The 25,620-nt window shown below is 72.3% G+C and carries 28 protein-coding genes; 11 read left to right on the top strand and 17 right to left on the bottom strand.

Annotation, left to right across the window (positions count from 1 at the left end; all coding sequences use genetic code 11):
- Nucleotides 1–31: 31 nt before the first annotated feature.
- Together DEJ31_RS17620 and DEJ31_RS17260 are read right to left on the bottom strand one after the other, a co-directional pair.
- On the bottom strand, nt 32–2,245 hold the full coding sequence (locus tag DEJ31_RS17620) for a cell wall anchor protein (RefSeq protein ID WP_181433525.1): 2,214 nt from the start codon (nt 2,243–2,245) through the stop codon (nt 32–34).
- An 87-nt stretch (nt 2,246–2,332) separates the two neighbouring features.
- Nucleotides 2,333–3,841, bottom strand: a complete 1,509-nt coding sequence (locus DEJ31_RS17260; protein WP_111122037.1) for a hypothetical protein — start codon at nt 3,839–3,841, stop codon at nt 2,333–2,335.
- A gap of 119 nt (nt 3,842–3,960) precedes the next feature.
- On the opposite strand from DEJ31_RS17260, the gene DEJ31_RS12695 reads away from it, so the two are divergent.
- Nucleotides 3,961–4,392 (top strand): GNAT family N-acetyltransferase, encoded by a 432-nt coding sequence (locus DEJ31_RS12695; protein ID WP_220034868.1) that lies wholly within the window; start codon nt 3,961–3,963, stop codon nt 4,390–4,392.
- 19 nt (nt 4,393–4,411) lie between these two features.
- On the opposite strand, the gene DEJ31_RS12690 is transcribed toward DEJ31_RS12695, so the two are convergent.
- The 3 genes from DEJ31_RS12690 to DEJ31_RS12680 are packed head-to-tail and all read right to left on the bottom strand — an operon-like array spanning nt 4,412 to nt 5,857.
- Nucleotides 4,412–4,942 (bottom strand): Lrp/AsnC family transcriptional regulator, encoded by a 531-nt coding sequence (locus DEJ31_RS12690; protein WP_110902582.1) that lies wholly within the window; start codon nt 4,940–4,942, stop codon nt 4,412–4,414.
- A 19-nt stretch (nt 4,943–4,961) separates the two neighbouring features.
- Nucleotides 4,962–5,471, bottom strand: coding sequence for a hypothetical protein (locus DEJ31_RS12685; protein ID WP_111122035.1), 510 nt, complete (start codon nt 5,469–5,471; stop codon nt 4,962–4,964).
- A gap of 8 nt (nt 5,472–5,479) precedes the next feature.
- Nucleotides 5,480–5,857 carry a DUF5997 family protein gene (locus DEJ31_RS12680; protein ID WP_110902580.1) on the bottom strand — a complete coding sequence of 126 codons (378 nt, stop codon included), beginning with the start codon at nt 5,855–5,857 and terminating at the stop codon, nt 5,480–5,482.
- 33 nt (nt 5,858–5,890) lie between these two features.
- Between DEJ31_RS12680 and DEJ31_RS12675 the strand changes: the two genes are divergently transcribed.
- Nucleotides 5,891–6,709 carry a LysR family transcriptional regulator substrate-binding protein gene (locus DEJ31_RS12675; RefSeq protein WP_220034867.1) on the top strand — a complete coding sequence of 273 codons (819 nt, stop codon included), beginning with the start codon at nt 5,891–5,893 and terminating at the stop codon, nt 6,707–6,709.
- 2 nt (nt 6,710–6,711) lie between these two features.
- Entirely contained in the window at nt 6,712–7,215 is a 504-nt protein-coding gene (locus DEJ31_RS12670) for a GNAT family N-acetyltransferase (RefSeq protein ID WP_111122033.1), read from the top strand.
- A gap of 31 nt (nt 7,216–7,246) precedes the next feature.
- Here DEJ31_RS12670 and DEJ31_RS12665 read toward each other — a convergent pair whose 3' ends face one another.
- The 4 genes from DEJ31_RS12665 to DEJ31_RS12650 all read right to left on the bottom strand — a co-directional run bounded on the left by DEJ31_RS12665 (nt 7,247) and on the right by DEJ31_RS12650 (nt 10,571).
- On the bottom strand, nt 7,247–7,843 hold the full coding sequence (locus DEJ31_RS12665; RefSeq protein ID WP_111122032.1) for a DNA-3-methyladenine glycosylase I: 597 nt from the start codon (nt 7,841–7,843) through the stop codon (nt 7,247–7,249).
- Between the two features lie 102 nt (nt 7,844–7,945).
- Nucleotides 7,946–8,362, bottom strand: a complete 417-nt coding sequence (locus DEJ31_RS12660) for a VOC family protein (protein WP_111122031.1) — start codon at nt 8,360–8,362, stop codon at nt 7,946–7,948.
- Between the two features lie 175 nt (nt 8,363–8,537).
- Complete coding sequence (locus DEJ31_RS12655; RefSeq protein ID WP_220033191.1) at nt 8,538–8,876, bottom strand: hypothetical protein; 339 nt, start codon at nt 8,874–8,876, stop codon at nt 8,538–8,540.
- Nucleotides 8,877–8,900: 24 nt separating this feature from the next.
- Nucleotides 8,901–10,571, bottom strand: coding sequence for a sodium:solute symporter family protein (locus DEJ31_RS12650; protein ID WP_110902575.1), 1,671 nt, complete (start codon nt 10,569–10,571; stop codon nt 8,901–8,903).
- A gap of 137 nt (nt 10,572–10,708) precedes the next feature.
- Between DEJ31_RS12650 and aroQ the strand changes: the two genes are divergently transcribed.
- Nucleotides 10,709–11,143 carry a type II 3-dehydroquinate dehydratase gene (aroQ, locus tag DEJ31_RS12645; protein ID WP_110902574.1) on the top strand — a complete coding sequence of 145 codons (435 nt, stop codon included), beginning with the start codon at nt 10,709–10,711 and terminating at the stop codon, nt 11,141–11,143.
- Between the two features lie 138 nt (nt 11,144–11,281).
- On the opposite strand, the gene DEJ31_RS12640 is transcribed toward aroQ, so the two are convergent.
- Complete coding sequence (locus tag DEJ31_RS12640) at nt 11,282–11,878, bottom strand: NAD(P)H-dependent oxidoreductase (protein ID WP_181433524.1); 597 nt, start codon at nt 11,876–11,878, stop codon at nt 11,282–11,284.
- Between the two features lie 104 nt (nt 11,879–11,982).
- Between DEJ31_RS12640 and DEJ31_RS12635 the strand changes: the two genes are divergently transcribed.
- The gene (locus DEJ31_RS12635) at nt 11,983–12,447 is read left to right on the top strand and encodes an MSMEG_6728 family protein (protein WP_110902572.1); all 465 of its coding nucleotides are present in this window, start codon (nt 11,983–11,985) and stop codon (nt 12,445–12,447) included.
- Nucleotides 12,448–12,634: 187 nt separating this feature from the next.
- Here the strand turns inward: DEJ31_RS12635 and DEJ31_RS12630 are convergent, their stop codons facing one another.
- The 6 genes from DEJ31_RS12630 to DEJ31_RS12605 all read right to left on the bottom strand — a co-directional run bounded on the left by DEJ31_RS12630 (nt 12,635) and on the right by DEJ31_RS12605 (nt 18,795).
- Complete coding sequence (locus DEJ31_RS12630; RefSeq protein ID WP_110902571.1) at nt 12,635–12,898, bottom strand: hypothetical protein; 264 nt, start codon at nt 12,896–12,898, stop codon at nt 12,635–12,637.
- Nucleotides 12,899–12,980: 82 nt separating this feature from the next.
- On the bottom strand, nt 12,981–14,120 hold the full coding sequence (locus tag DEJ31_RS12625; RefSeq protein WP_110902570.1) for a cysteine desulfurase family protein: 1,140 nt from the start codon (nt 14,118–14,120) through the stop codon (nt 12,981–12,983).
- 8 nt (nt 14,121–14,128) lie between these two features.
- The gene (gene nadC / locus DEJ31_RS12620) at nt 14,129–15,064 is read right to left on the bottom strand and encodes a carboxylating nicotinate-nucleotide diphosphorylase (RefSeq protein WP_110902569.1); all 936 of its coding nucleotides are present in this window, start codon (nt 15,062–15,064) and stop codon (nt 14,129–14,131) included.
- Nucleotides 15,061–16,713 carry an L-aspartate oxidase gene (gene nadB / locus DEJ31_RS12615; protein WP_111122029.1) on the bottom strand — a complete coding sequence of 551 codons (1,653 nt, stop codon included), beginning with the start codon at nt 16,711–16,713 and terminating at the stop codon, nt 15,061–15,063. Before nadB ends, nadC begins: the two co-directional genes overlap by 4 nt.
- A gap of 2 nt (nt 16,714–16,715) precedes the next feature.
- Nucleotides 16,716–18,083 carry a quinolinate synthase NadA gene (nadA, locus tag DEJ31_RS12610; protein WP_258366291.1) on the bottom strand — a complete coding sequence of 456 codons (1,368 nt, stop codon included), beginning with the start codon at nt 18,081–18,083 and terminating at the stop codon, nt 16,716–16,718.
- A gap of 31 nt (nt 18,084–18,114) precedes the next feature.
- Complete coding sequence (locus DEJ31_RS12605) at nt 18,115–18,795, bottom strand: NUDIX domain-containing protein (RefSeq protein WP_111044418.1); 681 nt, start codon at nt 18,793–18,795, stop codon at nt 18,115–18,117.
- Nucleotides 18,796–18,922: 127 nt separating this feature from the next.
- Here DEJ31_RS12605 and DEJ31_RS12600 point away from each other — a divergent pair, with 127 nt between their 5' ends.
- The 3 genes from DEJ31_RS12600 to DEJ31_RS12590 all read left to right on the top strand — a co-directional run bounded on the left by DEJ31_RS12600 (nt 18,923) and on the right by DEJ31_RS12590 (nt 22,200).
- Complete coding sequence (locus DEJ31_RS12600) at nt 18,923–19,204, top strand: acylphosphatase (RefSeq protein ID WP_111044419.1); 282 nt, start codon at nt 18,923–18,925, stop codon at nt 19,202–19,204.
- A 145-nt stretch (nt 19,205–19,349) separates the two neighbouring features.
- Entirely contained in the window at nt 19,350–20,849 is a 1,500-nt protein-coding gene (locus DEJ31_RS12595) for an MDR family MFS transporter (protein WP_258366290.1), read from the top strand.
- Between the two features lie 103 nt (nt 20,850–20,952).
- Nucleotides 20,953–22,200 carry a D-arabinono-1,4-lactone oxidase gene (locus DEJ31_RS12590; protein ID WP_111044421.1) on the top strand — a complete coding sequence of 416 codons (1,248 nt, stop codon included), beginning with the start codon at nt 20,953–20,955 and terminating at the stop codon, nt 22,198–22,200.
- A gap of 33 nt (nt 22,201–22,233) precedes the next feature.
- On the opposite strand, the gene DEJ31_RS12585 is transcribed toward DEJ31_RS12590, so the two are convergent.
- A complete protein-coding gene (locus DEJ31_RS12585) occupies nt 22,234–22,731 on the bottom strand; it encodes a 2'-5' RNA ligase family protein (protein ID WP_111122027.1) in 498 nt (165 codons plus the stop codon).
- 211 nt (nt 22,732–22,942) lie between these two features.
- On the opposite strand from DEJ31_RS12585, the gene DEJ31_RS12580 reads away from it, so the two are divergent.
- From DEJ31_RS12580 to DEJ31_RS12570, 3 genes are read left to right on the top strand one after another with little or no spacing between them, the layout of a single operon-like run.
- Nucleotides 22,943–23,908, top strand: coding sequence for a MetQ/NlpA family ABC transporter substrate-binding protein (locus DEJ31_RS12580; RefSeq protein ID WP_111122026.1), 966 nt, complete (start codon nt 22,943–22,945; stop codon nt 23,906–23,908).
- Nucleotides 23,908–24,945, top strand: a complete 1,038-nt coding sequence (locus tag DEJ31_RS12575; RefSeq protein ID WP_110902561.1) for a methionine ABC transporter ATP-binding protein — start codon at nt 23,908–23,910, stop codon at nt 24,943–24,945. The genes DEJ31_RS12580 and DEJ31_RS12575 overlap by 1 nt, the downstream gene beginning before the upstream one ends.
- Entirely contained in the window at nt 24,942–25,613 is a 672-nt protein-coding gene (locus DEJ31_RS12570) for a methionine ABC transporter permease (protein WP_110902560.1), read from the top strand. The genes DEJ31_RS12575 and DEJ31_RS12570 overlap by 4 nt, the downstream gene beginning before the upstream one ends.
- Nucleotides 25,614–25,620 lie beyond the last annotated feature (7 nt).

Raw genomic sequence — 25,620 nt, 5'->3', positions numbered from 1 at the left:
CGGTGCTCCGCAGCCGTTCAGCGGGTCGGCGTCAGTGGCGGCGCCGCAGGGTCATCGTCCCGAGGCCGGCCAGGAGCAGCAGCAGTGCCGCGAGGGCCGGGAGGACCGGCCGGTCCGCTCCCGTGTAGGCGAGCGTGCCGGTGGTACCGGTGGTCGTGCGGGTCGTGCTGACCCCGTTGCCCGTCGACGTGGAGTCGACCGCGGTGGCTGCGGCAGGGGGCGTGACCTCTGCCACCGGGGTGACCAGCGCGGCCGGGGTGGCCGGGACGGTCGTGACCGGGGTGGTCACCGGGGTGGTGGCACCGGGAGTCGTACCCGTCTCCGGGGTGATTCCGGTGCCGGGATTCGTGGTCCCCGGCGTCGTGGTGCCCGGGTCGGTCGTGCCCGGCGTCGTGGTGCCCGGCGTCGTGGTGCCCGGCGTCGTGGTGCCCGGCGTCGTGGTGCCCGGGTCGGTCGTGCCCGGCGTCGTGGTGCCCGGCGTGCTGCTGGAACCGTCGCCGATGACGCCGACGCCGTTCCCACCGACGGTGACCGGGATGGTGATCACCGGGATGATCTGCGTTCCGGAGCCGATGCCGCCCTCACCAGAGGTCGTCCCGCCCGAGACCGGCGTCGTGCCGGTGCTCGTGCCGGAGCCGGTGGTCGAGTCACCGGTGCTCGTGCCGTCACCGATGCCGTTGCCACCGGTGGTGACGGGGACGTCGATCACCGGGATGACCTGCGTGCCGGAACCGACACCGTCCTCGCCGGAGGTCGTGCCCCCGGCGACGGGCGTCGTGCCGGTGCTCGTGCCGGAGCCGGTGGTCGAGCCACCGGTGCTCGTGCCGTCACCCACGACGCCGATGCCGTTCCCACCGACGGTCACCGGGATCGACACCACCGGTGAGACCTGCGTGCCGGAGCCGACACCGTCCTCACCTGAAGTCGTCCCACCCGAGACCGGCGTCGTGCCGGTGCTCGTGCCGGAGCCGGTGGTCGAGCCACCGGTGCTCGTGCCGTCACCGACCACACCGATGCCGTTCCCACCGATGGTGACGGGGACGTCGATCACCGGGACGACCTGCGTGCCGGAACCGACACCGTCCTCGCCGGAGGTCGTGCCCCCGGCGACAGGCGTCGTGCCGGAGCCGGAGGTCGAGCCGCCGGTGCTCGTGCCGTCACCGATGACGCCGATGCCGTTCCCGCCGATCGTGACGGGGATCGACACCACGGGAGCGACCTGGGTGCCGGAACCGACACCGTCCTCCCCCGAGGTCGTCCCGCCCGAGGCCGGAGCGGTACGGGTCCCCGTTCCGGTGGTCGAGCCGCCGGTGCTGGCGCCGTCACCGAGGACCCCGATGCCGTTGCCGGTCACGGTGATCGGCACGGAGACGGTCCCGAGGAGCTCTGTCCCCGAGATGAGACCGTCGGAGCCCGACGTCGTCGGGGAGGGCGCGCCTCCCGTCGAACCGGAACCGACCGGAGTGCCGGAGGCCGACGGACCGGCGGTCGCGGCACCGTCCCCGAGGAGCCCGATGCCGTTGCCCGACACCGTGACCGGGATCGAGACGTCCGGCAGGATCTGTGTGCCGGACAGCAGGCCGTCCGTGCCCGAGGTGGATGCGGCCGTTTCTGCCGGAGCCGCGGTGGCGGGCGCGGACGCCGGACCCGCCGTGCTCGAGCCGGTGCTGGCGGCGTCCCCGGCGACGGCGACGGCGTTGCCGCCGACGGTCACGGGGAGGTCGACGTCGCCCGCGACCTGGGTGCCGGAGAGGACGCCGTCCTCGCCACTGGTCGTCGGAGCCGGAACAGCAGGTGCAGCAGGAGCAGCAGGAGCTGGTGCGGGTGCCGCCGGTGCCGCTGGTGCGGGAGCAGCCGCCGCGTCGCCGAGCACGCCGACGGCGTTGCCGGTGACGTCCACGGGAGCCGTGACCTCCGGTACCACCTGGGTGCCGGAGGCGACGCCGTCAGCACCGCTGGTCGTCGGCGCGGGGGGTGCCGGCGTGGGGACCGGAGCCGCAGGGACCGGAGCCGCGGGGGCCGACGCAGCCGCCGGGCTCGTGGCGGTCGAGACCGCGTCGCCGACGATGCCGAAGGCGTTGCGGGTGACGGAGACCGGGGCGTCGACGTTCGGCGCGATCTGGGTCCCGGAGGCGATGCCGTCCGCTCCGGTGGTCGTCGCCGCGTTCGCCGCGACGGCTCCACCGAGCGTCAGCCCGCCCACGCAGAGGGCGAAGAAGAGCCCTCGGGTGACGTTCTTGTTCATGGTCATTCACTCCTGATCGAGATGGTCGGTCGACCGCACGGGAGCGGTCGGTGGCGCGTCCTGCCGTGGCGGGCAGGTGCGCCGATCTCAATCGGGAGCGACGTCGTGGTCGCCGACGAGCGATGCCGGGAGGGCCTCGTCGGTGACCGGGCCACGGTGACCCGTGGCGAGGGGGGAGGTCTGTGCGTCGGCACCGACGGTGCCGATCGGGGTCGCGCCGGCCGAGCCGCCCGCGGCGGATCCGCCTGCGGTGCCACCGGTGGCGCCCTCGAACGGTGCGTGCGTCGGCGCGCCACCGTCCGGGAGGATGAGGGCCGTGCCACCGAAGGTCGCGGCAGCGAGGGAGGTGGACGTCGTCACGGCAGCGAGCGGACCGGCGACGATCGCCGAGGTGCTCGCGCGAGCGGCGGACGGGGTGGTCGTCGCAGCCGGCTGGTCCGCGGTGCCCGTGACGGGTGCAGCCGGCGCGGGTGCCGGTCCGGTGGTCGTCTCCACGGGTCGCACGGCGGCGGTGGCTGTGGTCGACGCGGCGACCGAAGCTCCCGGCACCGTCGGCACGAGCGTGCCACCGGTGCCGGGGGTGCCCACCACGGGGACCGAGGGGACGTCGACGACGGGGAGGGAGCCTCCCGGCAGGAGACCAGCGCCGACGCCGGGCAAGCCGCCACCGACGCCGGGCAAGCCGCCACCGACGCCGGGCAGGCCGCCGACGACGTCGGGCACCTCGGCCACGACGCCCGGCACAGCGCCGACGACGTCACCGACCGAGCCGAGGGTGTCGTCCACCACGCCCGTGACGGGCGCCGTGACGGTGCCGAGCGTGTCGTCACCGAGCAGTCCGCCGACGACCGGGAGGCTCCCGACCACCCGGTCGACGACGGCCACGATCGCGGTCACCGGACGGTCACCAGCGAGGTCCTGCACGGCCCCGGTGACGGGGTCGAGGACGGTGACGACGGTGTCGGTGACGGGCCGGGAGGCGCCGCTCACGGCCGACACGACGCCGCCGACGAGCGAGGTGTCCGGGCGGGTCGTCGGCGTGGCTGCGGGCGCTCCGGCTGCGATCGCCGGTGTGGCGGCGGAGTGCGACGGCTCGCCGGCCGAGGTCGGCGCGGGGGCTGCGGCCGGGTCGGTGTGCGTGCTGGCCGGAGCTGTGGCGACCGGGGCCGGTGCAGCCGCTGGGACCGCGGGAGTCGCTGCGGGTGCGGAGGCCGGAGCGGGGACTGCGGCAACCGGGGCGGGTGCTGCGGCGGTCGGAGCGGGAGCAACCGGCGCCGGCGCGGCCGGGACCGGCGCGGGGGCCGGTGCTGCCGGAACCGGCGCGGGGGCCGGTCGGACCGGGGTGACGACGCTCCCGACGGCCCGCCCGACTCCCTCGACCGTGCCACCGACGCCCGAGACGACGCCGCTCAGCAGGCCGTCCGAGCGCTGCGACGAGTTCGTCTGCGAGCCGCTCGGAGACGCCCCACCCAGTCCGAGGACCCCGGCCGCCGCAGCGGGCCGAGCACCGAAGAAGAGCGAGAGCAGCACCAGCGCCACCGCGATCCCGGAGGCCATGAGAGCCCAACGGATGACCGCGTTCAGGGGTGCACGCATCGATGCGTCCATGCGCTCACCTCCTGATCTCGGCTGCGCACGTAGAGTGGTTGACCGGCACGGTACGCCTCGACGGGTGCGGTGCGGAACCCATTCACAAGAAAAAGTCAGGAAACGTCGTGCCCTCGACCTTCAGCGCCCCGACCCGCAACCTCGACGTCGTCACCCTGCACGAGATCCTCCGCCTGCGACAGGACGTGTTCGTGGTGGAGCAGGCATGCGCCTACGACGACATCGACGGCCGCGACCTCGAGCCCGGCACGGTGCAGTTCTGGGCCGGCAGCGGTTCGGTCGACGCGACCCTGCGGCTGCTCCGCGAACCCGACGGCACCGAGCGGATCGGCCGGGTCGCCACCGCAGCGCACGCCCGTGGCAAGGGCCTCGGCGCCGCGCTGATGCAGGCCGCGATCGCCGAGAGCCGTTCGGAGCGGATCAGCATCAACGCTCAGGCACACCTCGGCGAGTGGTACGCACAGTTCGGTTTCGTGCGCTCGGGTGAGGACTTCCTCGAGGACGCGATCCCGCACACCCCGATGGTCCGAATCCGCTGACGGACCGCGCTCGCTGCGCTCAGGCCTGCCAGCGGCGCAGTTCGCCGTAGGAGCGGGCCTGGTGTTCCCGGTCCGCCACCAGCCGCTCGAACACGATCGACGTCTGCGTCGTCGCGACCGACGGGTCCCCGCTCAGCTCGTCGGCGACGAAGTCCCGCAGCTGCTCGGTCGACGTGCACGCGATGTGCACGAGGAAGTCCTTGTCCCCGGCCAGGAACGACACGTCGAGCACCACCGGCACCCGGAGCAGGCGTTTCGCGAACTCCCGCAGCTCGTGCCGCGCGGCAGCGTGCACCCGGACGGAGACCATCGCCTCGATCGAGAACCCGAGACGAGCGATGTCGACCTCGGCCCGGTAGCCGGTGATGATGCCCGCGTCCTCCAGCGCTCGGACGCGCACCAGACAGGTCGACGGCGCGATGCCCACCGCGGCGGCGAGCCGGTTGTTCGGGATCCGGGCGTCCGAGGCGAGGACCCAGAGGATCCGTTCGTCGACCTCGTCGAGGCGCGGCGGTGGAGCGTCGGGTCGGCGGACGATGCGGTCGGACACGGCCCCACCGTAACGCCGGTCACATCGCCAGGGTCATCCCGACCACGGCGACGGTCATCGCGAAGACCTCGCCGCTGCGGACCGCGCGACGGTCCTCCCGTGCCCACTCGTACCGGAGCAGCCAGCCGCTGAAGGCGCAGTAGCCGATCACGCCGGCGCCGAGCACCGCGGTCAGGACCAGGGCGTGGACGTGGACGCCGGTGCCGGGGAGCTCGGCAGTGTGCCCCATCAGGAGCATCCCCGCCATCACGACGGCGGAGAGCGCCCGGTGCACGTCCATCGGCTCGGCGCGACGCCCGTCCCGCCGACGGCGCCGCACCACGGGCATCGGCGCGAGGACCAGCAGCAGTGCCGCGGCGAGGATCGTCCACGACGGACCGGCCTGCACGACGGGCATGAGCATCGCGACGAGCATCACGGCTGCGGGCACGATCACGCCGGGGCGCGGGCGGTACCGGTCACCGACGATGCAGCACACCGACGCGAACTGCGGCACGACGAGCATGGCGTCGGCGACGGTCCCGTGCACGGGTGGGATCAGCCTTCGGTGCGGGCCGCGCGCTCCTGCTTGACGCGCACGTTCTCGGTGCGGACCGCGGCCTGGGTGGATCGCTCCTGCACGAGCCACGCGGGCATGTCCTGCAGGAGCTGCTTGATCTGCTCCGTGGTGAGGACGTCGTCCACGCCGGCGCGGGCGAGTCCGGAGATCGACACCCCGAGGCGCGCGGCGACGACCGGTCGGGGGTGCGGACCGTCGCGACGGAGGTCCTGCAGCCACGTCGGCGGCTCGCTCTGCAGTTCATCGAACGTCGTGCGAGCGATCGGGCCCGCACGGAACGACTCGGGCGTCGCCGAGAGGAGGATGCCGAGCTTCTTGGCAGCGGTCTCGGGCTTCATGGTCTGTTCCTGGGCCATGGTGACCAGAGTACGGCCCGTATGCTCGGGTGCATGACCGCGCTCTCCATCGCCTTCGTACCCGGGGTCTCCCCCGCCAAGTGGGTGCGGGTCTGGCGCGAGCGCCGACCGGACGTCGACCTGGTCCTCATGCCCGTCGGCGCGGACGGGGTCCTCGACGCGATCGAGGGCGACGCCGACATGGTCTTCGCCCGGATGCCGGTGCCCGAGCGGGCCGACGGCGAACAGCCGCACGCGATCCCGCTGTGGACCGAGACGGCGGTCGTCGCCGCCCCGAAGGACTCCCCCCTCGCCGACCTCGACGAGGTCACCGACGCGGACCTCGCCGCCGTCACCGTCCTCGACGCGGGCCCCGTGCCACCCGACGTCGCGGCAGCGCTCGACCTGGTCGAAGCCAACGTCGGCGTGGTCGTCCTCCCCCAGTCCCTCTTCCGGGCCGAGAGCCGCAAGTCCCTGGTCTCCCGACCGCTCGCCGGCTCCCCCGGCACCCGTGTCGCGCTCGTCTGGCGTGACGAGGACGCCTCGGAACTCACCGAGGAGTTCATCGGCGTCGTCCGCGGCCGGACCGCGAACAGCTCCCGGCAGCAGCCGGACCAGCCGGGAGGCACGGATCCCGACGAGCAGGACGACCCACGCCAGAAGACCGGCGGCAAGGCGGCCGGCGGCAAAGCCACCAGCAGCAAGGCGGCCGGTGGCAAGGCCACGGCGGCGAATGCGAAGACGGTCGCGAAGCGCAGCGCCACGAAGGGCACGGGTGCGAAGAGCGGCGGTGGGAAGAACTCCACCGGTCGCGGCCGGACCCCGCGCGGCATGTCCGGCAAGCCCAAGCGCGGCTCGAAGGGCAACCGCTGACCATGGACCCGGCAGACACGGGCAGGACCGCGGCGCGGAGCGAGCTGCGGCTCGTGCCGACGCCTGGGGAACGCCTGCCGGGCTGGCTGGACCGCTCGATGGCGGAGTACGTCGCGTCGCGCATGCGGTCGGGCGAGAGCCGCGAGCAGGCAGAGGCGAACATGCGGCAGTCCCTCGAGCAGTGGTTCCCGGGCGGTTCGCCGGCGACGGGCCACCACGTGTGGGAACTGACGCTCGGTGCGGACACCGTGGTGGGGCACCTCTGGATCGGCCCGTTCACTCCGGGCAGCGCCGACTGGTGGGTCTTCGAGGTCGAGGTCGACCCGGCCCACCGCCGGCAGGGTCACGCCCGACGAGCGCTCGAGCTCGCGCACGAGGTCGCGAGGGCGGAGGGCGCGACCAGCATCGGCCTCAACGTCTTCGGGTACAACACCGGCGCGCGCCACCTGTACGAGGAGCTCGGGTACGAGGTCGCCTCGGTGCAGATGCGGCTGCCACTGGGCTGACGACAGCCCTCCCACCGGTCGGCGCCGGTCCTCAGTCCGGCCAGACGCCGGACGATGCCCGCCGGTGACTGCCGAGCAGGTGCGTGTCGACGACGCCCAGCGCCTCCATCAGGGCGTGCATGGTGGTCGGTCCGACGAACGCGAACCCGCGCTTCCGCAGCGCCTTCGACAGCGCGGTCGACTCCGGGCTGGTCGTCGGGACCTCGGCGGCGGTGCGCGGCCTCGGCGTGTCGGTCGGCCGGAAGGACCACACGAAGTCGGCGAGTCCCCCGTCCGCCCGCAGCGTGACGGTGGCGTTCGCGTTGGTGATCGTCGCGGCGATCTTCGCGCGGTTCCGGACGATGCCCGCGTCGCCGAGCAGCCGGGCGACGTCGTCGTCCCCGAAGTGGGCGACCACGTCGGGGTCGAAGTCGGCGAACGCGGCCCGGAACGCGGGGCGCTTCGCGAGGATCGTGCGCCACGACAGCCCGGACTGGAACGCTTCGAGCGAGAGCCGCTCGAACACGCCCCGCTCGTCGCGGACCGGCATCCCCCACTCGGTGTCGTAGTAGGCGCGGAGCATCGGGTCCGTCGACGCCCAGAGCGGCCGGGCGAGGCCGTCCGCGCCGGTCACGAGGTCGTCGGTCATCCCCCCATCCTGCCGTGGCCACCGTCGCAGGACGCAACCCCGGCGTTTCCTCGCAGCGGTACTCCGTTGCGCGGTGCCGCCGGGGTTGCGTGTTGCGAGGGGTCAGCCGGCGTGCGGGCCGTCCTCGGCGGCGGCGGGGTCCATCCAGACGTACTCCCAGCGGTGTCCGTCGGGGTCGGTGAAGCTCCGCTGGAACATGAAGCCCAGGTCCATCTCCGGCCGGTCCTCGGTCCCACCGGCCTCGACGGCCGCGTCGACGATCCGGTGCACTTCCTCCTTCGTCTCGGCGGTGAGGGAGTTGATCACCTCGATCGTGTCGGGCGCGGCGATCGTCTTGTCGGTGAACTCGGTGAACTTCGCGTGCGTCAGGAGCATCACGTACACGGTGTCGCTGATGACGATGCTCGAGGCGGTGTCGTCGCTGAACACCGGGTTGAGGGGGTACCCGAGCGCCTGGTAGAACGCGGTCGCCCGCGCCAGGTCGGACACCGGCAGGTTGATGAACACCATGGTCGACATGTGGGGTCCCTTCCGTCGTGACCAACCTGGCCTCCTCCGGCAGCGCGCGCAACCGTTCCGTGGCGGAACCAGGCTCCGGAGGACGCGGCCGCACCGCACGACGGACGGGAGGCCCGGTACCAGCTGGTACCGGGCCTCCCGTCCGATCGTGGTCGCGTGGGCGACCGGCCGTCGGCTACGCGAGCTCGCGGCCCTCGCCGGCGGCGCGCTGGTGCGCCTCCGCCTCGGCCTGGCCGACGATGTCCTCTGCCGGGACCGGCGCGAGGCGGTCCCAGAGGAAGAAGAGCAGGCCGGCGGCGAGCATCGCGAGCCCGACCCACAGGTTGATGTGGATGCCGCCGGTCATCTTCGGGTCGCTGTCCCAGTGCACGATGCCGACGATCGTCGTGATGACGCCGTAGAGCAGGAACAGACCGCCGAGGATGCGACGCAGGTCCAGGCGGCGGGTCGAACGGACGAGTGCCGCCTTCTCGTCCTCGGTCATCGAGCCCGAGGTGTTCGTGGTGTCAGCCATGGGGTGTCTCCTTCGGGGTCGGGATCAGAGGAACGGCAGGTAGAGGACGACGCAGAGCACGAGGGCGACCGTGCCGAGCAGCGCCGGCGAGCGGTACCAGGCGGTGTCGGTGGCGACGGCGCCCGCGCTCATGTCGATCTTGCCGATGCCGTAGACCAGGCCGCCGAGTTCCGAGACGGGCTTCGGCTTCGTGAACATCGAGACCGCGACGGCGACGACGATCACCGTGACGAACGAGATGATCGCGCCGTACATGGTCTCGGCCGTGGCGGTCGAGAACAGGTCGGGGTCCACCAGGTACGCGATCCAGGTGATGGTCGGCGTGATGATCCCGAGGACGTACCCCCAGAGCGCACCCTGCGTGGTCATCCGCTTCCAGAGCAGACCGAGGATGAAGACGGCGAACAGCGGCGCGTTGAAGAACGAGAACAGCGTCTGCATGTAGGTCATGATGTTGCCGGCCTGCGCGGCGAGGAACGCCGTGCCGACGCCGACGACGACACCCACGACGGTGACCCAGCGACCGGTCTTCAGGTAGTGCAGGTCGGGCATGTTCGGCTTGATGTAGCGCTGCCAGATGTCGTAGGTGAAGACGGTGTTGAAGCTCGACACGTTGGCCGCCATCCCGGCCATGAAGGACGCCAGGAGGCCCGTGACGGCGACACCGAGGACACCCGTCGGCAGGTACATCTGGATGAGCTTCGGGATCGCGTCGTTGTAGGTCAGCGTGCCGTCGGCGAACTGGTTGCCGACGACGGCCGCGGCGATGAGGCCGGGCACGACGACGATGAACGGGATGAAGAGCTTCGGGATCGCGGCGATCAGCGGGGTGCGGCGGGCGGCCGACATGTTCTTCGCCGAGAACGCGCGCTGTACCTCGGTGAAGTTCGTCGTCCAGTACCCGAACGACAGCACGAAGCCCAGGCCGAGCACGATCGCGAGCCAGTTCGCCCCGATCGGGTTCGTGACGTTCCCGATGCCGGTGCCGGCCCAGGTCTGCAGGTGCTGCACACCCTGGGTCTGCTTGATGGCCTCGGTCAGGCCGCTCCAGCCGCCGACGCGGTGGAGGCCCACGATCGTCAGCGGGATGAGGCCGGCGAGGATCACGAAGAACTGCATGACCTCGTTGTAGATCGCGCTGGAGAGTCCACCGAGGGTGATGTAGGCGAGGACGAAGCCGGCGGACACGATGATCGCGAGCCACTCCGGCCAGCCGAGCATCGCCTCGATGACGATCGCCATCGCGTAGAGGTTGATGCCCGCGATGAGGACGTTCGACACCGCGAAGGCGATGGCGTTCACCAGGTGCGGCGCCTTGCCGAACCGGCGGAGCATGAACTCCGGCACGCTCCGGACCTTCGAGCCGTAGTAGAAGGGCATCATCACGAGGCCGAGGAAGACCATCGCGGGCACCGCACCGATGAGGTAGTAGTGCAGCGTCGCCATGCCGATCTGGGCACCGTTCGCGGCCATGCCGAGGATCTCGGTGGCGCCGAGGTTCGCGGACACGAACGCCAGGCCCGTGATCCACGCGGGCATGGACCTGCCCGAGAGGAAGAAGTCCATGCTCGTGCGGACCTGCCGCCGAGCCGTGAACCCGATCCAGATGACCACCCCGAAGTACACGAGGATCATCAAGTAGTCGACCCAGCCCAAGTCGAGCCGGATCCCGCTGTTCGCTGCTGCGAGGACCATTCACACTCTCCGTCGATGTGTTGCAGTCGACAACCGCGCCGACCCGGACGAAGACGTTACACGCGGTGTGACCGTTCACATAGCCGAGGCATGCATTCCGCGCGATCGCGTGCTCGGTCGCTCGCTAGGCTCGGCGCATGCGCATCCTCGTCCTCAACGGCCCGAACCTGGACATCCTCGGCCGTCGCGACCCGGAGCAGTACGGCACCGTGACGCTCGCCGAGATCGAGGCGATCGTCCACACCGAGGCCGCGGTGCACGAGCTCGAGGCCGACTTCCGACAGAGCAACCGCGAGGGCGAGCTCGTCGAGTGGCTGCACGAGGCGCTCGACGACCACGACGCCGTCGTCATCAACCCCGCCGCGTACGCGCACACGTCGGTGGCACTGCACGACGCGGTCGAGGCGCTGAGCGTCCCCGTGGTCGAGGTGCACCTGTCCAACACGTGGAAGCGCGAGCCGTTCCGGCACGTCGACCACGTCGCCACGGCCGCGACGGCGGTCATCGCCGGTGCGGGCGCGGACGGGTACCGCCTGGCCGTCGCCCACGTCGCGGCGCTCCTGCGCGGCTGACCCCGCGGCGAGACGCCGGCGTCGACCCGAGACGCCGCGATGCCGTCGAGACGCCGCCGAGTACCGCGGCGTCTCGCGCACACGGGGGCGTCTCGCGCCACGCGCGCGGCCCACGCCGGCGTCCGGCCGGGAGGCCCGTCAGAACTCCGCGGGCCGCCGCACCTCGTCGACGCCCGCCGCCACGAACCCGCCGCGGATGATCGGCAGCGCCCGACGCACGGCCTGGTCGATCCGCAGCTCCAGGTCGATGCTCGCGATGTCGTAGCCCCCGAGGCGCTTGTCGAAGTCCCGTTCGTTGCCGAACACCGCCAGCGGCAGCGTCGTCGACTGGAAGAAGCCGAACAGCGGGCGCATCTGGTGCTCGACGAGGAGCGCGTGCCGGTCGCTGCCCCCGGTCGCGGTGAGCAGCACCGGGGTGTCGACCAGGTCGTACTGCCCGATCCAGTCGAAGAAGAGCTTGAACGCGCCGGAGTACGCGGCGCGGAAGGCCGGACTCCCGACGACCAGGACGTCCGCCGCCTCGACCGCCTCGAGCGCGGCGCGGGTGGCGTCGGACATGTGCTCCCGGTCGACGGCGGCGCCGAGGTCCGCCAGGAGCGGACCGATCTCGACGAGGACGGTCTCGGCGTCCGGCAGCTCGGCGGCGAGCCGGTCGACGGTCGCGGCGACGAGGGTCGAGGTGCGTGACGGGTCGGACGGGCTGCCACTGACCCCGACGACGAGGGAACTGCTCATGCCGTCGATGCTCACACGCCCCGTCGGGCCCGGTGACGATGTGACGACATGTGTCGCCGCGACGACCCGGGCGCTCCCGGGCACTCCGGCGTACCGTCCGGCAGATGCAGACCTTCCTGCCGTTCGCCGACTTCCGCGCCTCCGCCGAGGTCCTCGACGACAAGCGCCTCGGCAAGCAGCGGGTCGAGACCCTGCAGGTGATGCGGGCCCTGACGCTGCCGGACTACGGCTGGCAACACCACCCGGTCACCGCGATGTGGCGGGGCTTCCGGCCGGCGCTGATGGCGTACCAGGACGCCACGTGCCGGGTGTGGCTCGAGCGCGGGCACGCGGACACCTGCCTCGAGAAGACCCTGGCGGACCTGGCACTCGTCCCCGAGGACCTGGAGGCGTACGAGCGTGGCGACTTCGAGGTGCCCTCGTGGAACACCGACGAGCGCGTGCACCTGTCACACCGGTCGAAGCTCGTGCAGAAGGCACCGGAGCACTACCGCCCGCTCTTCCCCGACGTGCCGGACGACCTGGACTACCTCTGGCCGGGCACCGTGGAGCACCGCACGACCGCCTGAGCGGGACCGGGCCCGCCGCGCCTCAGGGGGAACGGGACACATCGTTCAGGGGTCGATGGTCCCGAAGGCCACGGCGGACCCGGTCGTTCCGGGACGGCCCGGCAGGGGCCGGCGTCCCGGCCGGACGCGTATCAGGGGTCGCGTCCGGTCCAGTGCACCGCCGGGAGGGGCGGTGCAGGTCTCGAGGTCAGTTCCGGTCCCGGTCCCCCCGGTACCGGTCGGATTCCGCCGGCACCGGCATCGGGCGCCCGGCACGCGCGAGCTGCGCGGGCAGGAGCGCGCTGGCGAGCGTCGCGAGGACACCGACGGCGGCGACGACCGCGAGCGGGCCGGCGTCGAGGCCGTGCCCGGAACCGACGGCGAGCGCCAGGACCGTCGCCGGTGCGGGCAGGAGCTGGACCGCTCGGAAGCGGTCGCCCTGCGTCACCGATGAGGTCGTCGCGTTCGCCATGCCTCCACTCTGGACGACCGCGCGTGTCCGCAATAGGGGGGACACGGCCCCAGACATGGAGTAGAACGTCTAGTACACCCGGTCAGGCGAGGGACCGGACAGCCGTGACGGCGGCGACCACGGCCTCCACGACGGCCGTCGCGTCGTCCGTCGTGAGGGACGCGTCGAACGTCAACCGGACGGCGGAGCGGGCCAGGTCCTCCGGGAGGCCCAGTGCCAGCAGCACGTGCGAGGCTTCGGTGCTGCCGGCGGCACAGGCGCTGCCGGAGGAGGACACCACGTCCCGTCGTTCCAGCTCGAGCAGCACCGTCTCGCCGTGCACGCCCGGGAAGCAGAAGGAGGCGTGTCCCGGCAGGCGGTGGTCGGCCGATCCGGTGAGGAGCGCGCCCGGCACCCGGTCGAGCACCCCGGCGACGACGACGTCGCGGACGGCCGTCGCGTGCGCTGCGGCGTTGTCCCGCTCGGCGAGCACGGCCCTCCAGGCCGCGGCGAGGCCGACCGCACCCGCGACGTCCTCGGTGCCCGAACGTCGTCCGCGCTCCTGTCCCCCGCCGTGGACGAGCGGTTCGAGCTGGACGCCCGAACGGACGGCGAGGGCACCGGTCCCCTTCGTCGCGCCGAGCTTGTGCCCCGACACCGAGACCGCGTCGACACCCAGGACGTCGAGCCCGACGGGCAGCCACGGGGCGGACTGCACGGCGTCGGTGTGGAAGCGGGCGCCGACCTCGTGCGCGATCGCGGCGAGCCGGGGGACGTCCTGCACCGTGCCGATCTCGTTGTCGGCGTGCGCGATCGAGACCAGCGTGGTGTCCGGTCGGAGGGCGGCACGCAGGGTCTCCGGCGCCACCGTGCCGTCCGGCTCCACGGGCAGCACCGTCACGTCGAAGCCGTGGAACCGTTCCAGGTAGCGGCAGCTCTCGAGCACGGCCTCGTGCTCGACGGCGCTCGTGACGACGTGGCGGCCGCGCGGTGCGGCGAGCGCGATGCCCTTGACCGCGGTGTTCGCGCCCTCGGTGCCGCCGCTGGTGAAGACGACCTCGCCCGGACGACAGCCGAGCGCGCCGGCGATGACCGCCCGTGCGTCGGCCAGGCCCCGGGCAGCCGCGTCCCCGATGCCGTGGGTCGACGACGGGTTGCCGAAGGTCCCGGTCAGGTAGGGCCACATCGCCTCGAGGACCTCGCGGCGGACCGGCGTGGTCGCGGCACGGTCCAGGTAGAACACCGCCGTCCTCAGACGTCGACGTCGACGTCGAGCCCCAGGTCGAGCGCGCGTGCCGAGTGGGTCAGTGCACCGACCGAGACGATGTCGACCCCGGTGGCGGCGATCGCGGCGACCGTGTCGAGCGACACGCCACCCGAGGCCTCGACGAGCGCCCGGCCGGCCACGAGTGCGACGCCTTCCTGCAGCATCGGCACGGAGAAGTTGTCGAGCATGATCGTGTCGACGCCTGCACTGACGACGGGCTCGATCTGGTCGATGCGGTCGACCTCCACCTCGAGGTGCACGGTGTGTCCGAGCCGGGCGCGGGCGGCGCGGATCGCGTCCCCGATGCCGACGCCCTCGGCGAGCAGCACCGCCAGGTGGTTGTCCTTGGCGAGCACTGCGTCGGACAGCGACGTGCGGTGGTTGTGACCGCCGCCGCAGCGGACCGCGTGCCGTTCGAGGGCGCGGAGCCCGGGCGTCGTCTTCCGGGTGTCGACGATCCGCGCCCCGGTGCCGACGGTCGCGTCGACGTAGCGGGCCGTCAGCGTGGCGATGCCGGACATCCGCTGCACCAGGTTGAGCGCCACCCGCTCGGCCCGGAGCACCGAACGCGCCGAGCCGGTGACGCTCGCGATGACGTCCCCGGCGACGAAGGCCGCACCGTCGCGGAGCGCGAGCGCGACGACGAGGCCCGGGTCGACGGCGTGCATCACCGCGACGAAGACGTCCCCGCCCGCCAGCACGCCGGGTTCGCGGGCGGCCAGGGTCGCGGTCGCGGTGGCCGAGGCGGGGATGAGGGTCTCGCTCGTGACGTCACCCCAGGGGGCGTCCTCCTCCAGGGCGGTGTCGATGACCCGGCGGAGTGCGTGCGGCGGGATCGTGCCGGGGTCGAAGGCCACCGCAGTCGGTGACGCGGTGGTGGTGGTGGTGGGCGTCGTGCTGGCTGGTGTCGTGCCGGTCATGCGAGTGCTCCCTGTCGGGCGGACGGTCGGAGGGGCTTCAGCCCGGGGACGCCGGTGGGCGCGGCGGTGCCGGTGGGCGCGGGCGCCGCAGTGACCCAGGCGATCGTCACGGGTGCGGTCGGGTCGGTCTCCGGGTGGTCGGTGCGCGCGTGGGCACCGCGCGACTCCGTGCGAGCCTCGGCCGCGAGGACGGTGAGCCGGGCGAGGTCGAGCAGTGCGCGGTCCTCGGCGTCCCGGACGGTGGTCGGGGCGGGTGCGGACAGTGCGGCCAGGGCAGCTCGGGCCCCGGCGAGCCCGGCCGCGTCGCGGAGCAGGCCGACGTGGTCGGTCATGACGGACTGCAGCGACTGCCGGACGGAGGTGCCGGGATCGAGCCGGGCCGGGCCTCCCGTCCGGTCGCTGCCCGAGCGGACGACGGTCGGGACGAGCGTCGCGTCGCCGCGCAGCCGCAGCCGACCGGGCCGGGGTGCCCCGAGCGCGTCGGCCGCGCGGACCGCGAAGACGAGCCCTTCGAGCAGCGAGTTCGAGGCCAGCCGGTTCGCGCCGTGGACCCCGGTGCAGGCGGCCTCGCCGACCGCGAGGAGACCCGGGAGGCTCGTGCGGCCCTCCGTGTCCGTCGCGATCCCGCCCATCGCGTAGTGCGCGGCCGGGGCGACGGGGACGCCCTCACGGGTCCAGTCGAAGCCGGCCGCCCGGGTGTCGCGGCTGAGCCCCGGGAAGCGGCGGACCAGGAAGTCGGCGTCGAGGCCGGTCGCGTCGAGGAGGACGGGTCGACCTCCTTGCGAACGCATGGCAGCCGCGATGCCGCGCGCGACGACGTCCCGCGGGGCGAGCTCGGCGTCGGGGTGGACGTCGGTCATGAACCGGTGACCGGTCGCGTCGCGGAGGACGGCCCCCTCGCCGCGGACGGCCTCGGAGACCAGGCCGCCCTCCGGGACCGCGAGCCGGGTCGGGTGGAACTGGACGAACTCCAGGTCGGCGAGCACGGCTCCCGCGCGCCAGGCCGCGGCCGTGCCGTCGCCGGTCGCGACCAGGGGGTTCGTGGTCTCGCGGTACAGGTGCCCGGCGCCCCCGGAGGCGATCAGCACGGAATCGGCGTCGAGCCGTCGGGGTTCGCCGAGCAGGTCCAGGACCTCGACGCCGACGACCTGGCCGTCCCGGACGACGAGGTCGGTGAGGCAGGTGCGCTCGAGGATCGTGACGTGTCGGCGGTGCAGGGCGGCGACGAGCGTCCGCTCCACCGCGGCCCCGGTCGCGTCGCCGTCCGCGTGCAGCACCCGCCAGCGGGCGTGCGCGGCCTCCCGCCCGCGGGCCAGGTCGTCCCCGTACCGGTCGAGGGTCGCCGGGTCGGTACTGCGGTCGAAGGGCACGCCCAGCGCGAGCAGGTCCCGGACGCGGGCGGGGCCGTCGGTGCAGAGGACGTCCACGGCACGGGCGTCGGCGCTGCCCGCCGCGGCGACGTGGGTGTCGTGCTCGTGCAGGGCGGCGGAGTCGTCCGCCCCGAGCGCCACCGCGATGCCACCCTGGGCGCGCGCAGTGGCGCCGTCGGCGAGGGCGCCCTTCGTGACGAGGGTGACGTCGTGCCGGGCGCTGGCCCGGATGGCGGCGGTCAGGCCGGCGATACCCGACCCGACGACGACGACGTGCATCCTCAGGCCCGCGCGTCCGTGGTCGTGGCCGGGCCGGTGGCGGTCGGGCCGGTGGCAGTCGGGCCGGTGGCGGCCGGACCCGGGTCCCGCTGGCCGGCGAGCGGGCGGGGCTTGGCCGCGAGCATGCGCTCGAGGGCGACCTTCGCGTCGGCCTGCACGGCGGCGGGCACCACGATCTCGTTGAGGACCTCACCGCGGACGAGCGCCTCGAGCACCCACGCCAGGTACCCCGGGTGGATCCGGTACATGGTCGAGCAGGGGCAGACGACCGGGTCCAGGCAGAAGATCGTGTGCTGCGGGTACTCGGCTGCCAGGCGGTTCACCATGTTGATCTCGGTGCCGATCGCGAACGTCGTCGGCTCGGTCGCCGCGGCGACGGTCTTCCGGATCAGGTCCGTGCTGCCCGCGACGTCGGCGGCGTCGACGACGGCCATCGGGCACTCCGGGTGCACGATGACCTGGACGCCCGGGTGATCCCGGCGGGCCTGCTCGATCTGGTCCACGGTGAAGCGCCGGTGCACCGAGCAGAAGCCGTGCCACAGGACGACCTCCGCGGCGAGCAGGTCCGCCGCGGTGTTGCCGCCGCCGGGCAGCCGCGGGTTCCACATCGGCATCCGGTCGGTGCTGATGCCCATCGCCTTCGCGGTGTTCCGGCCCAGGTGCTGGTCGGGGAAGAACAGCACGCGCTGCCCCCGCTCGAACGCCCACTCGAGCACGGTGGCGGCGTTCGAGGACGTGCAGACGATGCCGCCGTTCCGCCCGCAGAACGCCTTGAGGTCCGCAGCGGAGTTCATGTACGTGACCGGGATGACCGGCACTCGCCCGTCGGCGTCAGGCTCCGTGCCGTAGAGCGCTTCGAGCTCGGCCCAGGCGGCCTCGACGCTGTCGATGTCGGCCATGTCCGCCATCGAGCAGCCGGCGGCCAGGTTCGGCAGGATCACCCGCTGGTCGTCCCGCGCCAGGATGTCGGCCGTCTCCGCCATGAAGTGCACGCCGCAGAACACGATCGCCTCGGCATCGGGCTTCGTCAGTGCCGCGTTCGCCAGCTGGAACGAGTCGCCGAGGAAGTCCGCGTGCCGGACGACCTCGTCCCGCTGGTAGAAGTGCCCGAGGACGACCACCCGGTCCCCCAGCGTCGCCTTCGCCCGTTCGATGCGCTCGTGCAGTTCGTCGTCCGGGGCGTTCCGGTACTCGTCCGGGATCACGCCCTGCCGTGGGGCCGAGGTCGGGATGACATCGGACATCGACGAACCGGGGCCGTAGCCGGGGACGGTGTCGAAGTCCCAGGTCGGCGCCGCGAGGTCTGGCGTGCAGGTGGCACCGGCAGCCCGGCCGTTGGAGATCAGTTCGATGGTGGTCGCGATGGACACGGCGGTTCCCGTCTCAGGTGGGGGTCGGATGTCAGCGGGTCGTCAGCGGGCCGTTGTCCGCGTACGACAGGTCGGGGTTCGAGCGGTACAGCCGGGCCGGTCGGTGCCGCCCGCCGCTCGTGGTCTCGTCGGTCGGCAGGACCGCGTCGCCCTGGGCGACCTGCCGCCGGAAGTTCGCCGGGTCGAGCGTCTGCCCGAGCACCGCCTCGTACACGCCGCGGAGTTCGGCGAGCGTGAACCGGTCGCCGAGGAACGCCTGTGCGATCCGGGAGTACGACATCTTGTTGCGCAGTCGCCAGAGCGCGTACTCGACGATGCGGTCGTGGTCGAACGCCAGCGGCGGGTGCTCGTCGGCGAGGAACCACCGCACGTTCCAGTCGTCCGGGACGACGTTCGCCTCGTCCGGGTGCACGAGTGCCCAGTAGACGACCGAGACGACCCGGGTCGGCGAGCGGTCGACGGCCCCGAACGCGTAGAGCTGCTCGAGGTACCGTGGCTGCACCTTCGTCGTCTCGCGGAGGCGCGCGGCGGCCGAGTCGTCGAGTCCCTCGTCCACCCCGACCCAGCCACCGGGCAACGCCCAGGAGCCCTCGAACGGCTCGGTGACGCGACGGACCAGCGGCATCCAGAGCGCGGGGACGCCGGTGTCGGGGTGCGGGCGGAGCGCGACGATGACGGTCGAGACCGCGAGCCGGATCCCGGTGTCGCCCATCGCTGCTCCTGGTTGTTATGGTCATTCTGACCCGAACTGTTCGGGTACTGATGACCGTATCACGATGGTCACCGGACCGGAACGCAGCCGTGACGCCCGGGTAACACGTCGCTCGTAGCATCGGGCCATGGGCAGCACCACGAGGAAGCACGCCGTCGTGACCGGGACCGTGCAGGGCGTCGGGTTCCGGTACTGGACGGCACGGAAGGCCGACGGACTCGAACTCGTCGGGTACGCACGGAACCTGTTCGACGGCACCGTCGAGGTCGAGGCGGAGGGCCCCGGCCCCGCGGTCGACGCCCTCGTCGTGATGCTCCGCTCCGGTCCGCCCTCGGCGACCGTCACCGACGTGGCCGTCCGCGAGGTCGCCCCGCTCGGCGAGGACGACGGCTTCCGCATCCTGCACTGACGCGAGCAACACGCGGAGTTCACCCCGCGTTCGGCAGCAGTCGGGAATGCTGTGGTGCTGTCAGGTCTTGCAGCCTCGGTACCCACCCGTCGTGCCCACTCGTCGTGGGTCCACCCGTCACACCACGAAGACACCAGGAGCCCCCTTGACCCAGGCCGTCGACTCCGCACCCCGCACCGGGTCCGTCGAAGAGTCCTCCCCCGCGGGCAACCGCCTCGTGATCGGGCTGCTGCTCGTCTCGGCGTTCGTCGTCATCCTCAACGAGACGATCATGGGCGTGGCGCTGCCGCGACTCATGGACGACCTCGGCATCAGCGCCGCCACCGGTCAGTGGCTGACCACCGGCTTCCTGCTCACCATGGCCGTCGTGATCCCGATCACCGGTTACCTGCTGCAGCGCTTCAACACCCGTCCGGTGTTCGTCTGGGCGATGAGCCTGTTCTCCGCCGGGACGCTGATCGCACTGCTGGCCCCCGGCTTCACGATGCTGCTCATCGGGCGCATCGTGCAGGCGAGCGGCACCGCGATCATGATGCCGCTGCTCATGACCACCGTCCTGACCCTCATCGAGCCGGCCCACCGCGGCCGCGTGATGGGCAACATCTCGATCGTCATCTCGGTCGCCCCCGCGATCGGCCCGACGATCTCCGGCCTCATCCTCAACGCGTTCTCGTGGCGCTGGCTGTTCGGGTTCGTCCTGCCGATCGCCCTCGCCGCCCTGGTGCTCGGCATGCTGAAGGTCCGGAACGTCTCGACCCCGCGCAAGTCCGCGATCGACGTGTTCTCGGTGATCCTCTCCGCCTTCGCGTTCGGTGGGATCGTCTACGGCCTGTCGAGCATCGGCGAGGCCCGCGACACCGGGTACGGGCTACCGATCGGTTCGCTCGTCGTCGGGTTCGTCGCCCTGGCGGTGTTCATCCTCCGCCAGACCCGTCTGCAGCGCCGCGACGCCGCGCTCCTCGACCTGCGCACCTTCAGCACGAAGGGCTTCACGATCCCGATCGTCGCGATGGCGATCAGCTTCATGGCGATGTTCGGCACGCTGATCCTGCTGCCGATCTACCTGGAGCGCGTGCTCGGCCTCGAGGTCCTGCAGGTCGGACTCCTGCTGCTCCCCGGTGGTCTGCTGATGGGGCTCCTGTCCCCGATCGTCGGTCGCATCTACGACCGGCACGGGCCGCGCATGCTGCTCATCCCCGGGTCGGTCATCATCAGCGCCGTGCTCTGGGCGCTCTCGACGGTCACCGCGGACACCAGCGTCTGGTTCGTCCTCGTCGCACACATCGTGCTGAGCCTGGGCCTGGCGCTGACCTTCACGCCGCTGTTCACCGCTGCGCTCGGCGGGCTCCCGCCGCGCCTGTACTCGCACGGCAGCGCGGTCCTCGGCACCGCCCAGCAGCTCGCCGGCGCGGCCGGCACGGCACTGTTCGTCACGCTGCTGACCCTCGGCGCCACCGCCGCGGCGACGAACGGCGACGTCGCGGGTGCCGCGACGGCCGCCGAGGCCACGGCCCGGGCGACCGCGTCCGGCGTGCACTCGGCGTTCCTCGTCGGCGCGGTGATCTCGATGCTCGGCATCGTCGCCTCGGCGATGGTCCGGAAGCCGGCCACCCCGGAGGGCGCACCCGCGCCCGCCATGCACTGACGGCGGCCGGACACACAGCGCACCGACCACCCAGCGTGCACGACGCGCCCCCTCTTCCCGAGGGGGCGCGTCGTCCGTTGCGCAGCCGTGACATCGTGGGCACATGCGGTCGACGACGAGCGAGCTGAACTGGTCCGGCACGGTCACCTACACGGCCGAGCGGGTGGTGCGGCCGACCTCGCTCGACGACGTCGCCGAACTCGTCGCCCGCAGTCCGCGGATCCACGGCCTCGGCACCCGGCACTCCTTCAACGACGTCGCCGACACCGCGGGTGTGCTGCTCGACCTCACCGCGGTGCCCACCGACCTGGTCGTCGCCGAGGACCGCCGCACCGCCACGATGGGTGCCGGCACCCGGTACGGACTGGTCGCGCCCGCTCTCGACGCCGCCGGGGTCGCCCTGCACAACGAGGGGTCCCTCCCCCACATCTCCCTCGGCGGTGCGATCGCCACCGGCACGCACGGCTCCGGCACCACCCTCGGCTCGCTGAGCACCGCGGTGGCCGCGCTCGAGCTGATCGGCCCGGACGGCACCACGACGACGATCCGGCGCGGTGACGCGGACCTGCCCGGTGCCGCGATCCACCTCGGGTTGCTCGGCATCGTCACCCGCGTCACCGTCGACGTGCAACCCGCCTACCGGATGCGACAGGACCTCTACGGGCCGATCCCGTGGGACACCTTCACCGCTTCCGCCGCCCAGGTCTTCGCCGCCGGCTACTCGGTCTGCGCCTACACGCTCTTCGGCGACACCGTGTCGGAGGTGCTCGTGAAGTCCCGGGTTCCGGACGGCGCCGACGACGTCCAGGTCCCCGCGAGCCTCCTGGGCGCACCCCGTCTGCCCGGCTCACCCGGTGACGGCCACCACACCGCGCGCGACGGCTCGGTCGGGCCGTGGTGGGACCGCCTGCCGCACTTCCCGATCGAGTCGGTGCCCTCGGTCGGGTCCGAGGTGCAGAGCGAGCACTTCGTGCCGCTCCGGCACGCGGCCGCCGCGCTCGACGCGTTGCGCGGCCTGGCCGACCGGATCCAGCCGCACCTGCACGTCTGCGAGCTGCGGACCATGGCGGCCGACGACCTCTGGCTCAGTCCGACGCAGGGCGAGGACGTGCTCTGCATCGCCTTCACCTGGCAGAAGCACCCGGACGAGGTCGCGGCCCTCCTGCCCGACCTGGAGGCACGGCTCGCCCCGTTCGGCGGGCGGCCGCACTGGGGGAAGATGAGTTCCCTCGACGGGGCGACGATCGCCGCGCTCCACCCACACCTCCCGGCGTTCCGCGACCTGGTCGCGCGACGCGACCCGGACGGCAAGTTCTCGTCCGCGTTCGGCGAGCGGGTCCTGGGGACCTGAGCAGGGCCTCCCGGGAGGCATGTGATCCGCCCGTCAGATGAGCCGCGTGACCGTCTTCGTCCCGCCGTCCCAGTGCCGGACGCCGGCGACGTCCAGCGTCTCCGGCAGCGGCACCGACGCGAGCACCTCGAGCATCCGCGGCAGGTCCACGTCCCGCGGGCGGCGCGCCAGCGTCAGGTGCGGCGCCCACCGACCCGGCAGGGAGGTGTCGACGCCGCCGGGGGCTGCGCGGTGCACCGCCTCGTGGAACACGGCGAGCGAGCGGTCGACCACGACGGACACTCCCAGGACGTGACGCCCGGGGCCGGCCGGGAACAGCAGGAGACCGGCGGGGCGGATGCTCGTCGGCAGCGGCGCGTCGAAGTGGGACGGCACGGGCAGGGTCTCCCCAGCCGTCAGGGTGACGTGAGGGACGTTCGTGTCGGACGTGTGCCGGCCCATGCTCGGCAGGTCGGCGACGACCAGGGCCTCCCAGGCGGCCCGGACGGCCCGTTCGGCGTCCGGAGCGAGGACGAGTTCGATGCTGCGCACGCGTCCGAGCCTGCCCGTCGTCGAACGCCGACGTCTCAGGACGACGCCGTGCCGTCACGCAGCGACCTCCGCCGTAACACGACGGAACGCGAATCGCCCCGGTCGCGCCCCGCCCGGCACACTCGTGGCTGTCCCGCGGCCCGACACCCGGCGTCGGGACCCCCACAGCACCGTCCCTGCCACCAGGGCGACCCCTTCACGAGGAGCACCCATGTCCGCCGCACCCGTCCTGCCCGACCGTCCGCAGCGCAAGCGCCCGATCGGGTGGATCATCGCCGCAGCCGTCGTCGTCGTCGTTATCGTCATCGCCGTCGTGGTCGTCGCCGTCCGCGGTGGCGGCTCCGACCAGGCCGGTGCCGCCGGGACGTCCGGCTCGGACCCGAAGGCCCAGACCGTCACGATCGGCGTCGCGGACAAGGCGCTGCCGTACTGGAAGACCTACACGGCGCTCGCGAAGGAACGACTCGACGTCACGGTGAAGCTGACCAACTTCGCCGACTACTCGTTGCCGAACCCCGCGCTGAAGGACGGGCAGGTCGACATCAACCAGTTCCAGCACATCCAGTACCTGGCGAACTACAACGTCACCGCGAAGGACGACCTGCAGCCGATCGGGTCGACCGCGGTCTACCCGCTGCCCCTCTACGCCACGAAGTACGACGAGCCGTCCGCGATCCCCGAGGGCGCGAAGGTCGCGATCCCGAACGACGCCATCAACGAGGCCCGCGCCCTGCTCGTCCTGCAGTCCGCGAAGCTCGTCGAGCTGAAGGACGGCGGCAGCGCGTTCTCGACCACCGACGACATCGAGTCACACAAGGTGGACGTGCAGCCGCTCGACGCCTCGCAGACCGCGAACGCGCTGCAGCAGGGCTCCGTCGCCGCCGCCGTCGTGAACAACAACTTCGCCACCGCCGCCGGGCTGCCCGCCTCCGACAAGGTCTTCACCGACGACCCGTCCAGCTCCTCCGCGGCTCCGTACGTGAACGTCTTCGCCGTCCGGAGCGAGGACAAGACGAACAAGACCTACCTGGACCTCGCGGACCTGTTCCAGGACAGTGCCGTGCAGAAGGTGTTCAAGAAGGACTACCCGGACGCGGTCGCCCGGAACGAGAAGGCCTCGACCCTGCAGGACGAGCTCGCCGCCGTCGAGCAGGACGCGAAGGCAGCAGCGGAGTAGTGGCCGCCCTCGTCGAACTCCGCGGTGTCACCAAGAGCTACCGCCGCGCCGACACCGGAGAGACCGTCACCGCGGTCGAGGGCGTCGACCTCGACGTCCACCAGGGCGAGGTCCTCGGGGTGATCGGGTACTCCGGCGCCGGCAAGTCGACCCTCGTCCGACTCGTCAACGCGCTGGAGCTCCCGACCTCCGGCACCGTCACCGTCGCCGGACAGGAACTGACGGCGATCCCCGAGCGGGACCGCCGTCAGGCCCGTCGGCGCATCGGGATGGTCTTCCAGCAGTTCAACCTGTTCCGCTCCCGCACCGTCGCCGGCAACGTGGCGTACCCGCTGAAGGTCGCCGGTGTCGCGAAGGCCGAACGGGACCGTCGCGTCGCGGAACTGCTCGACTTCGTCGGGCTGCTCGACCGCGCGTACGCCTACCCGGAGCAGCTGTCCGGCGGCCAGAAGCAGCGCGTCGGCATCGCCCGAGCGCTCGCGTCGAGCCCCGAGCTGCTCCTCGCCGACGAGGCCACCAGCGCCCTCGACCCGGAGACCACGTCCGAGGTCCTCGCGCTGCTGCGCCGTGTGAACCGCGAGCTCGGCGTCACGATCATCGTCATCACCCACGAGATGGACGCCGTCCGGCGGATCGCCGATCGGGTCGCCGTGATGGAGCAGGGCCGCGTGGTGGAGGTCGGGGACGTCTACGACGTGTTCTCCGCCCCCACGACCGAGGCTGCGCAGCGCTTCGTCCGTACCGCCCTGCACGACCGCCCCTCGGCCGAGACCGTCGCACGGCTGCACGAACGCCACCCCGGACGCCTCGTGTCCGTCCGGATCACCGACGAGGCCGGACTGCAGGGCCGCATCGACCAGGCGTTCCGCGACACCACCGTCACTGCCGAACTCGTCTTCGGCGGTGTCAGCGAGATCCGCGAGCGCCGCATCGGGTCGCTCACCTACGAACTCGGTGGGACCGACGCCGACGTCGACCGGGCGGTCGGTGCCCTGCGGTCCGTCGGCATCACCGTCGTCGAGGAGGCACGCGCATGAACAACTCGTTCCAGAGCGTCATCGACACGTTCGACGTGTTCCTCGCCGCCACCCGGGACACGATCGTCATGTCCCTGGTGTCGCTCGTCATCGCGGGCGTCATCGGCTTGGCCCTCGGGCTGCTGCTCTACGCCACCAGGCCGGGCAACCTGCTGTCGAACCGCACCGCGTACACGGTCATCAACCTGGTCGTGAACCTGGTGCGTCCGATCCCGTTCGTGATCTTCCTCGCCGCGATCGCACCGCTCTCCCGCGTCGCTGTGCAGACCACGATCGGCGTCCCCGCCGTGACGTTCGCGATCTCCCTCGCGGCCGCGTTCGCGGTGTCGCGGATCGTGGAGCAGAACCTGCTGGCGGTCGATCCGGGCGTCGTCGAGGCGGCACGGGCCTCCGGTGCGCACCCGGTGTCGATCCTGCTCACCGTGCTCATCCCCGAGGGGCTCGGACCACTGATCCTCGGCTACACGTTCATCTACATCGGCATCGTCGACATGACCGCACAGGGCGCGCTGGTCGGTGGCGGCGGCCTCGGTGAGTACGCCATCACGTACGGGTCGCAGCGCTACGACTGGTGGGTCGTCTACGTGTCCGTCGCGGCGATCGTCGTGATCGTGCAGCTCGGCCAGTTCGTCGGCAACCGCCTGGCGCGCGCGACGCTCCGTCGCTGACGCCCGG

It is taken from the genome of Curtobacterium sp. MCPF17_031, from assembly GCF_003234035.1.
In the GTDB taxonomy this organism is placed as follows: Bacteria; Actinomycetota; Actinomycetes; order Actinomycetales; family Microbacteriaceae; genus Curtobacterium.
Note: the sequence above shows the minus strand (reverse complement) of the source record. Positions and strands in the feature narration are given on the sequence as shown.